Below are 10,036 nucleotides of genomic sequence, written 5' to 3'. Positions count from 1 at the left end.
AGATCAAATGATCAACTTATTTAATGACGATCCCTTCGCCGCGCCAAAGCCGTGCCGATGATCAGGCCAGGACAAGACGCAGGCTGCTCCCCGGATGATGCGGAAGGCTCGGTCGACCATAAAACGTCCCCCGACGGTCCTGGACCTGCGCTGAATGGACGGCAGGCGGATAAGCATCCCCATGGAGCTGGACGTTACTATCAAGACACCCAAGGCGACGAGGTCTTTCTCATACTCCTCCCGGACGGGCCGCCGACCCTCACCCCCTCGGCGGCACGGGCACTGCTGCGTATCCTGCTGGCAGCACAATCCGCCCGTTCCGGCCGAACACCCGGGACCGAAGCGAACATGCCGCGGAAAGATCCGCCCACCTCAGACTCATCCGCGTCGCCTCACCACAAAGGACCGCCCCCATGATCAGACTTGCGTTCTGCGGCAGGGTCTCCACCGAAGACCAGCAGGATCCAGAGGTCTCCCGCAACTGGCAGATCGCCCGCGCACGAGCCCTGACGGAGAAGCACGGGGAGATCGTCGCCGAGTACTTTGACGTCGGGCACTCCCGGTCCCTGCCCTGGAAGCGCCGTCCACAGGCCAGCCTGCTACTCGACGCCCTCCGGAACCCCGATCGGGGTTTCGATGCGGTTGTCATCGGCGAGCCGCATCGGGCGTTCTACGGCAACCAGTTCAGCCTGATCTTCCTGCTGTTCACCCACTATCGCGTCGCGCTGTGGGTGCCCGAGGTCGGCGGGCCGGTCGACCCGACCTCGGAAGCCCACGACCTGATCATGTCAGTGTTCGGGGGCATGTCGAAGGGAGAACGGAACCGCATCAAGATCCGGGTACGGACCGCGATGGCAGCCCAGGCCAAGACCGAAGGCCGCTACCTCGGCGGTCGGCCGCCCTACGGCTACCGCATCGCCGACGCCGGCCCCCACCCCAACCCGGCCAAGGCCGCCGACGGCAAACGCCTCCACGTCCTGGAACCCGACCCGGTCACCAGCCCCATCGTGGCCAGGATCTTCTCCGAGTACGCCGCAGGCCGCGGGCTGTACGCGATCGCCGAGGGACTCACCGCCGACGGCATCCCCAGCCCGTCAGCGCATGATCCGGCACGCAACCCGCATAGGACCGGTATCGCCTGGTCCAAACCGGCGCTGCGTGCCATCCTGACCAACCCCCGCTACACCGGCCGTCAGGTCTGGAACCGCCAGCGCAAGGACGAGGTCCTTCTCGACGTCGAGGACGTCGCCCTCGGCTACGAGACCCGAATGCGGTGGAACAACCCCGACACCTGGATCTACTCCGCCGCGATCGTCCATCCGCCGCTGGTCGACGACGACACCTTCGCCCAGGTCAAAGCCCGCTACGCCGCCCGCAAGCTTGATCCGAGCGGGCCGCGCGAGCCCAAACGCACCCGGCACCCCTACCAGCTCCGTGGGCGGATGCGCTGCGGGAACTGCCAGCGGCGGATGCAGGGCAGCTGGAACAACGGCAAACCCCACTACCGCTGCGTCTACCCCGACCAGTACGCCTTCGCCAACCACGTCCACCACCCCTGCAGCGTCTACGTCCGCGAGGAACTCATCGTCCCCCACCTCGACCGCTGGCTCGCCCGCGCCTTCACCCCGCCCCGGCTCCCTGTGACCATCGCCGCCCTGACCGCCGCCCAGGATGACAACACCGACATCGGCCGTGACGCCGACCTCGCCCAAGCACGGAAGGCCGTCGCCGACTGCGACGCCAAGCTGGAGCGCTACCGGCTCGCCCTCGAAGCCGGCGCCGACCCCGCCCTCGTCGCCCGCTGGACCGCCAAAGCCAACACCGAACGCGCCGCCGCCCAGGCCCGCCTCCGGATCACCACCGACCGTCAGCGCATGACTGAACAGGAGATCAGCGACATCGTCACCGTCATGGGCGACATCGTCACGGTCCTCGCTGAGGCCGACCCAGCCGACAAGGCCGAGATCTACACCCAGCTCGGGCTCCAGCTGATCTACGAGCCGGGAGCCCACCAAGTGATTGCCGAAGCCCAGCCTCAAACGATCATGTACAAACGAGAGTGTCCGAGGGGGGACTTGAACCCCCACGCCCGTTAAAGGGCACTAGCACCTCAAGCTAGCGCGTCTGCCATTCCGCCACCCGGACAGGTGGTCGCGGATGTCTCACCCGCGAACGACTGCGATGTTACACACTCCAAGGGGGTGGTTGTCGCTACCCCCGACCACCAGACGATCAAGTCCCGACTTGCGAGTTCTGCCCCGCTTCGACGAGAACGAGAAGCGGCAGGATCACTACTCGAGGTGTGTCTCGGAGAATGTCGATCATGACTGGCTGGGCGCCGGGGCCTCTGGATCTCGCCTACGCGACGGGCCTACGTAACGGACCCGCCCCGCGGCTGGCCGCCCCGACCCGCCGGAGGAACTCCTCGACCAGGCTGATCAGCTCCCGGGCCACCTCGGGCGGGAGATCTGCGGACAGCACCGCCGGCAGTTGGGTTCCAGCTGCTCCGGCGAAGCTCCGGTTACTTACGTGGAGCATCGACTCGAACACTGGAAGTCCGAGACTCGATGCCTGGTGGATGTAGGGCCGCAGGAAGCTGGTCGGCCGACCGCCGTAGTACTGGACCATCATGAGAACAACACCGAGCACCCGCGGTTCGAGTCGTTTCACGGCCGGATGCATCCCGGACTGCAACTCCGCGACCCTGTTGTACTCCCAGACGAACCGGCCCAGTCTGCTCATCAGATGTTCGATGCCCAGCGTCGACAGGTTGTCCGGCCGGGCCGGGATGAGCAGGTGGTCGCAGGCGGCGATCGCGGCCCGGGTGATGACTCCGAAGTTCGGCGGGCAGTCGATGAGCACAAGGTCGTAGTCGTACGTGGAGAAGGACGCCAGCCCGGTGGCCAGCCGCTGGTAGACGTCGAAGTAGTACCTGGTGGACCGGTGGGCCCGCGCCCCGCCCAGCCTGGCGGTGAGGTCCATCTCGATGTCGCCGAGCGAGAGGTGCGACGCGAGCAGGTCCAGCGTGCCGCCGCCCGCGGCGACGGCGGCGTTGACGATCGACGGTGTGGTCACGTACCCCGCGAGGGGCGGTGGGGTGGTCTCCGGCCGCCACGACTCGAACCACGCCTTGACGGTTCTCCGGTGGTCGGCGAGGTCCGTCCGCCAGGTCTCGGGCCGGTAAAAGGAGAAGGTCAGGTTCGCCTGCGGGTCCAGGTCGATCATCAGTACCCGTCTCCCCAACCGGGCGATCGCGGCGCCGATGTTTGCGGTGAGCGTGGTCTTGCCTACCCCGCCCTTGTAGCTGGCGATCGCCACGACCTTCACCGCATCCTCGCTCCCGGTCGCGCGCTCCGCCCGGCGGCGGAGGGACGTCGTGCCTCCTCGGCCGGACCCTCAAGCTTCCGCGTCCGGTTCACCAGCAGACTACGGCTGTTTCTGGATCGGTCACGTGGCCGGGAGTCGGATACTGGTGACTTCCGCCTTCGGGGACGGGAAGGAAGTCCCCCCTCGATCCGTCTCCGGACGCCTGAGTCTGGGATGCATGGGTCAGAAGACGATCGATGGGAACGAGGCCGCCGCGTTGGTGGCCTACCGGGCGAGCGAGGTGATCGCGATCTATCCGATCACCCCGGCGTCGGCTATGGGGGAGCTGGCCGATGCGTGGGCGGCGAAGGGCCGCCCGAACCTGTGGGGTGCGGTGCCCGAGGTCGTCCAGCTGCAGAGCGAGGGTGGTGCCGCCGGCGCGGTGCATGGGGCGTTGCAGGCGGGTGCGCTGTCGACGACGTTCACCGCCTCGCAGGGTCTCCTGCTGATGCTGCCCAACATGTTCAAGATCGCCGGTGAGCTCACGCCGATGGTTCTCCACGTCGCGGCCCGGACCGTGGCCACGCACGCACTGTCGATCTTTGGTGATCACAGCGACGTGATGGCGGCGAGGTCAACCGGTTTCGCCATGCTGTGTTCGGCGTCGCCGCAGGAGGCGCATGACCTGGCCGCGGTGGCGCAGGCGGCAACGCTCGAGTCGCGGGTGCCGTTCCTGCACTTCTTCGACGGTTTCCGCACGTCGCACGAGTTGAACGAGGTGGCGTTGCTCGACGACGGCACGCTGGGTGGTCTGCTGGCGGCCGAGCATATCGATGCCCATCGCCGCCGGGCGTTGTCCCCCGACCGCCCGGTGATCCGGGGCACCACCCAGGATCCCGACACGTTCTTCCAGGCCCGGGAGGCGTCGAACACGTTCTACGCCGCGGTTCCCGGGATTGTGCAAGGGGTGATGGACCGGCTGGCCGCGGCGACGGGCCGGGCCTACCGCCTGTTCGAGTATCAGGGTCATCCCGAGGCCGAGCGGGTCGTGGTCGTCATGGGGTCGGGTCGGTCGGCGGTGCGGGAGGCGGTCACCCGGCTGGTCGAGCGAGGCGAGCGGGTCGGGTTCGTCCAGGTCCGCTTGTTCCGTCCCTTCGACGGCCGGGCGTTGCTCGCGTGCCTGCCCTCGACGGTGCGGTCGGTCGCGGTCCTGGACCGGACGAAGGAGCCGGGCGCGTCGGGTGAGCCGTTGCGGCTGGACGTCGTTGCCGCGTTCGCGGAACGGCCCGAGCGGATGCCGCGGGTGATCGGTGTCCGTTACGGGTTGGCGTCGAAGGAGTTCACCCCGGCGATGGCGGCGGCGGTGTTCGACGAGCTGGCCGGCGCGGCGCCGCGTCGGGAGGTGACGGTGGGTATCCGCGACGACGTCACGGACCTGTCGCTCGAGGTGGACGACGACCGTGTCCCGGAGCCGGATGACGTGCTGCGGGCGGTGTTCTACGGGCTCGGTAGCGACGGTACCGTGGGTGCCACGCGGGCGACGGCCGGTATCGTCGCCGCTCGCACGCCGCTGCACGCGCAGGCGTACTTTGTGTTCGACTCCAAGAAGTCGGGGTCGATGACGGTCTCGCATCTGCGGCTGTCGCCACGACCGGTCGACTCCCCATGGCTTATCCAGAACGCCCAGTATGTGGGCTGTCATCAGTCCTCGCTGCTGGAACGGGTGGACGTGCTCGCCGTGGCCGCGCCGGGTGCCACCGTGCTGCTCAACAGCCCGCATGCGCCGGAAAAGGTGTGGGACTATCTGCCGGCCGACGCGCAGCGGCACCTGCTTGACCGGGGTGCGCGCCTGTTCGTCGTCGACGCCGACCGGGTGGCGAAGCAGGCCGGCATGCCCGGGATCGTAAGCCCGGTGCTGCAGACCTGTTTCCTGGCGCTGTCCGGTCTGCTGGACCGCGACGAGGCGATCGCGGCGGTCAAGGACGGGGTCCGCGCCGCCCGCGGCAAACGCGGTGACGCCGTGCTGCAGCGTAACTTCGCCGCCATCGATGCCGCGCTCGACGCCCTGCACGAGGTCGACCTGCAGGCTCGTGTGGTCACGGGGCAGGCGCGCCGGCAGCTGCTCGGCGAGGCGCCCGCGTTCGTCCGGCAGGTGACGGCGCGGATCATGGCGGGGGAGGGGAACCTGCTTCCCGTCAGCGCACTACCGGCTGACGGCACCTTCCCCGTCGGGACGGCACGGTACGAGAAACGCGGCCTGACCCGCGAGCTTCCGGTGTGGGATGCGGACCTGTGCATCGACTGCGGCAAGTGCGCGATCTCCTGCCCGCACGCCGCCATCCGGATGACGTTGTTCGAGCCGGCGCAGCTCGCCGGCGCGCCAGCGTCGTTCCGGCACAAAAAGCCGAAGGACCGCACCCTCGCGGCGTTCCGGCTCGCGGTGCAGGTGGCACCGGACGACTGTACCGGCTGCGGCATCTGCGTCGAGGCGTGCCCGGCGAAGAGCCGGGAGATCGAGGGCCATCGCGCCCTGGACATGGTCGACGCCGCACCCCGCTTCGAGGAGGAACGCGCCGGATGGGCGTTCCGCGAAACGCTGCCGGCGGTCCCACCGGCGCTCGCCCCACCGGACACGGTCCGCGGCTCGCAGCTACGGGAGCCGCTGTTCGAGTTCTCCGGCGCCTGCGCCGGCTGCGGGGAGTCGCCCTACCTCAAACTGCTCACGCAGCTGTTCGGTGACCGCATCATCGTCGCGAACGCCACGGGATGCTCGTCCATCTACGGCGGCAACCTGCCGACCACACCCTGGTCGGCGGGCACCGACGGCCGCGGCCCGGCCTGGGCGAACTCGCTGTTCGAGGACAACGCCGAGTTCGGGCTCGGGCTACGCCTCGCGCTCGACACCCGGGCCCGCGAGGCCCGCCGGCTGCTGCGCGCACAGACCGCGACGGTCGGTGGCACGCTCGTCGAGGCGCTGCTCACCGCCGACCAGTCGACCGAGGCCGGCATCCTCGACCAACGCCAGCGGGTGGCCGAACTACGCCGACGGCTGGCCACCGTCGACCACGACACCACCCTCGACGCTGTTCTCGACGACCTCGTCGACAAAAGCGTGTGGATCATCGGTGGGGACGGGTGGGCGTACGACATCGGCTTCGGCGGCCTCGACCACGTGCTCGCGTCGGGGCGCGACGTCAACGTGCTCGTCCTCGATACCGAGGTGTACTCCAACACCGGTGGGCAGGCGTCGAAGTCGACGCCGCGCGCCGCGGTCGCGAAGTTCGCCGGCGGCGGCAAACGGACCCGCAAGAAAGACCTTGGGCTGCTCGCCGCCGCCTACGGCGACGTGTACGTCGCGCAGGTCGCCCTCGGCGCCAACGACCAGCACACGGTGAAAGCCTTCAACGAGGCGGCCAGCTGGCACGGCCCGTCCCTCATTGTCGCCTACAGCCACTGCATCGCCCACGGCATCACCATGACCGACGGCATGGCCCACCAGAAAGCCGCGGTGAAATCGGGATACTGGCCGCTCTACCGGGTCGACCCCCGAGCGGAAAGGCCGTTCTCCCTCGACTCGCGGGCACCGTCCATCCCCTTCAGCGAGTTCGCCGCCACCGAGTCCCGGTTCACCCTCCTCAACACCGTCAACCCCGACGAAGCCGACGAGCTCGCGGCACTCGCCCAACGCGACATCCTCGGGCGCTGGCAGACCTACGAACACGAAGCCGCCCACCCCCGCAACACCACCACGCAAAACTGAAGCGGCGCCGTGCTCACCAAAGCGGCGCCGTGCCCCATGAGACCAGTGAAATATTCGATCTTGATGGCGGGTCCGTGAGCACGGTGAATGTGCCGTCTTGCGCGTCCTGAGAGTCGCGCAACAGCGGCTTGCAGGAATTTGACAGTAATGTCGAGATGTTCCGGGCTTGTTCCGGGATTGTGCCGGCTATAGATGGTTCCTCGCCCAAGGAGGGTTCGCCTTGACGGAAAAGACGGGAAAGACTGGGGAGACGGGAAAAGCCGGCCCGGAGTTCGGTCCGTTGGCGGCCCTGGCCGGTGAGTGGGAGGGCAACCAGGGGGTGGACGTTGCCTTCGGCAACGCCGAGGGCACGATTATCGAGACCCCGTACCGCGAGAGGGTCACCTTCAAGCCCTTCGGTCCCGTGGACAACGGCCCGCAGTGTCTCTACGGCCTCGACTACCACATGGCCGCGTGGCGGGCCGGCGAGGAGAAGGCGTTCCACACTGAGATCGGCTACTGGCTGTGGGACGCCGATCTCGGCCACGTCATGCGGTGCTTCATGGTGCCCCGCGGTACAGTCCTGATCGCTGGTGGTGCCGTGGCGCCGGACGCGACCGACTTCACCCTGCGGGCGCAGGCCGGCTCCCCCACATACGGTATCCTGTCCAACCCCTACCTGGCTCGCGCGGCGAACAGCATCCGCTACGAGGTGAGCATCACCGTCACCGATAACGGGAGCTTCGCCTACACCTCCACGACCACCATCGATCACGAGCGGGTGTCTGACCCGGTCGCCCATACGGACCGCAACGTGCTGCGGCGCCTGTCCGACGCTTAGCCGCCCGGCTTAACCGCTTGGCTCAGCCGCTCGGCTTATCGGCTTAGCCGCCCGGCGCACCGAGCGAAGTGTGTGCCTCGTACTTTCGGCCGATCAGGAGCGGCATCGGTTCTCGTACCGTGATTGGGTGCACGCCCTTCTTCGCTCGGTGTGGGACGAGCCTCCTCCTCCCCGCCCGCCGTCGCGGGTGTGGCGGGACTGGGCACTCGTGGGGGTGCTCGCGCCGGTCGCGGTGCTCGAAGGAGTTCTGCGACCGGACGTTCCATGGCGGGCCGTCTCGGTGATTCTCGCTGTCGGGTTGCTGCCCACGTTGTTGTGGCGCCGGACCAGACCGCTGCTGATGGTCGCGATCGTCTTCGTCACCGCCGGCCTGGTCTCCCTGGTGACTGGTGGCGAGCCAAAACTGCAGGTGATCGTGTATGTGCTCGTGTTGCCGTACTCGTTGTACCGGTGGGGGTCAGGGCGCGAGGCCGTGATCGGCTCGCTGATCCTGATTGCCAAGGTCTGCCTCTCGATGGTCCTCGGCTACCTCAGCGTCGCCGACGCGATCGCCGGATTCGCCGTCTTGTCCGCGGCCGCCGCACTGGGCGGAGCGTCCCGGTACCGGGCCAGGGCGAGGATCCGTGAGCTCAACCAGGTCAAGCTGCTCGAACGCGAACGGCTGGCCCGCGACCTGCACGACACTGTCGCTCATCACGTCTCGGCGATTGTGATCCGCGCCCAGGCGGGCCTTGCGACATCGGCATCGCGACCGGAAGCCGCGACCGAGGCACTCCGCGTGATCGAGGCCGAGGCGTCGCGCACGCTGGCCGAGATGCGCGCCGTGGTCCGCGTCCTGCGCCGGAACCAACCGGCGGACCTGGCGCCCAGCCCGGAGATCGCCGATCTCGAACAGCTCGCGAGCCGCGACCGTGCCGGTCCGTCTGTCGACGTGGAGATCCTCGGCGACCTCGACGACCTTCCTCCATCGGTCGGTGCCGCGATCTACCGCCTCGCCCAGGAGTCGGTCACCAACGCCCGACGACATGCTCGTCACGCCTCGTGTATCGAGGTCCGCGTCGCCGCCGACGACACGATGGTGCACCTACGCGTGAGCAACGACGGCGACACCAGCACCACCCGCCCGACCGCGCCACCGGGCTACGGGCTCACCGGCATGATCGAACGTGCTCACCTGCTCGGCGGCACCTGCGCAGCTGGCCCGGCCCCCGATCGAGGCTGGACCGTGACGGTCGCGCTCCCTCGAACAGGCTGGGCGACATGAGCATCCGAGTGATCATCGCCGACGATCAGGAAATCGTCCGTACCGGGCTCCGGATGATCCTCGACGCCCAACCGGGCATCGAGGTCATCGGCGAGGCTGCTGGCGGGCGGCGAGCCGTGGAGCTCGCACAGCGCCTACGCCCCGATGTCTGCCTGTTCGACATTCGGATGCCCGGCCTGGACGGCATCGAAGCCACCCGTTGTCTCGCCGGACCGACTGTCGACGACCCCCTCGCCGTCGTCGTTATCACGACCTTCGATCTCGATGACTACGTCTACGCTGCCCTCAGAGCCGGCGCCCGGGGCTTCCTGCTCAAAGACGCCGGCCCTGACCTGCTCGCCCAGGCCGTCCACGCCGCCGCGGGCGGCGACGCGCTCATCGCCCCGAGCATCACCGCGCGACTACTCGAGGCCTTCGCCGACGCCGGGCCAGCCGCACCGCCGGTGCAACCCGTCGAGCCGCTCACGGACCGAGAAGAGCAGATCCTCGCCACCGTGGCACGTGGGCGCACCAACAGCGAGATCGCCGGCGAATTCCACATCACCCTCAGCACCGTCAAGACCCACATCGCCAGCCTCATGGCTAAGCTCGGCGCCCGCAACCGCGTCGAGATCGCCATGTGGGCCTACGAGACCAAGCGCGTTACCAACCGATTCGGGCCCGATAGCGCTCGCGGACGATGACACGCGGGTGACCGAAGTTCAGCGCGGCCGACACGGATCTCATCGGCCAGACACGGATCTCATCGGCCAAAAGTACGGCCTTGCGGTCGGATGATCGGCCGACTCGGCTCAGGCCCTTCCACCGATGAGCCGCGCCACCTCGATCGCCACAATCGGGTCATGGCCGACGAGAGCATGACCAGATGAGTCTCAATGCCAGTTCC

6 protein-coding genes and 1 tRNA gene are annotated in these 10,036 nt (G+C 68.2%); 5 read left to right on the top strand and 2 right to left on the bottom strand.

Going from position 1 to position 10,036, the window contains the following annotated elements; all coding sequences use genetic code 11:
- Positions 1–413: 413 nt before the first annotated feature.
- The gene (locus tag AC08OJ_RS15730) at positions 414–2,096 is read left to right on the top strand and encodes a recombinase family protein (RefSeq protein WP_476596112.1); all 1,683 of its coding nucleotides are present in this window, start codon (positions 414–416) and stop codon (positions 2,094–2,096) included.
- Here the strand turns inward: AC08OJ_RS15730 and AC08OJ_RS15725 are convergent.
- Positions 2,061–2,145: transfer RNA gene (locus tag AC08OJ_RS15725), tRNA-Leu, on the bottom strand. The two genes, AC08OJ_RS15730 and AC08OJ_RS15725, sit on opposite strands and share 36 nt — an antisense overlap.
- Positions 2,146–2,358: 213 nt before the next feature.
- Positions 2,359–3,327 carry a ParA family protein gene (locus AC08OJ_RS15720; protein ID WP_476593755.1) on the bottom strand — a complete coding sequence of 323 codons (969 nt, stop codon included), beginning with the start codon at positions 3,325–3,327 and terminating at the stop codon, positions 2,359–2,361.
- Between the two features lie 217 nt (positions 3,328–3,544).
- On the opposite strand from AC08OJ_RS15720, the gene nifJ reads away from it, so the two are divergent.
- The 4 genes from nifJ (at position 3,545) to AC08OJ_RS15700 (ending at position 9,833) form a co-directional block, all read left to right on the top strand.
- Positions 3,545–7,066, top strand: a complete 3,522-nt coding sequence (gene nifJ, locus AC08OJ_RS15715) for a pyruvate:ferredoxin (flavodoxin) oxidoreductase (protein WP_476593756.1) — start codon at positions 3,545–3,547, stop codon at positions 7,064–7,066.
- Between the two features lie 220 nt (positions 7,067–7,286).
- A complete protein-coding gene (locus AC08OJ_RS15710; protein WP_476593757.1) occupies positions 7,287–7,886 on the top strand; it encodes a heme-binding beta-barrel domain-containing protein in 600 nt (199 codons plus the stop codon).
- 127 nt (positions 7,887–8,013) lie between these two features.
- A complete protein-coding gene (locus tag AC08OJ_RS15705; protein WP_476596110.1) occupies positions 8,014–9,150 on the top strand; it encodes a sensor histidine kinase in 1,137 nt (378 codons plus the stop codon).
- Positions 9,147–9,833, top strand: a complete 687-nt coding sequence (locus AC08OJ_RS15700; RefSeq protein ID WP_476596109.1) for a response regulator — start codon at positions 9,147–9,149, stop codon at positions 9,831–9,833. The genes AC08OJ_RS15705 and AC08OJ_RS15700 overlap by 4 nt, the downstream gene beginning before the upstream one ends.
- Positions 9,834–10,036 lie beyond the last annotated feature (203 nt).

This window comes from Frankia sp. CgKIO3 (genome assembly GCF_977946435.1).
Note: the sequence above shows the minus strand (reverse complement) of the source record. Positions and strands in the feature narration are given on the sequence as shown.

Bases quoted from the DNA above. Each gene is read 5' to 3' on its own strand.
- AC08OJ_RS15730 (WP_476596112.1), top strand. From the start codon at position 414: ATGATCAGACTTGCGTTCTGCGGCAGGGTCTCCACCGAAGACCAGCAG.
- nifJ (WP_476593756.1), top strand. From the start codon at position 3,545: ATGGGTCAGAAGACGATCGATGGGAACGAGGCCGCCGCGTTGGTGGCC.
- AC08OJ_RS15700 (WP_476596109.1), top strand. From the start codon at position 9,147: ATGAGCATCCGAGTGATCATCGCCGACGATCAGGAAATCGTCCGTACC.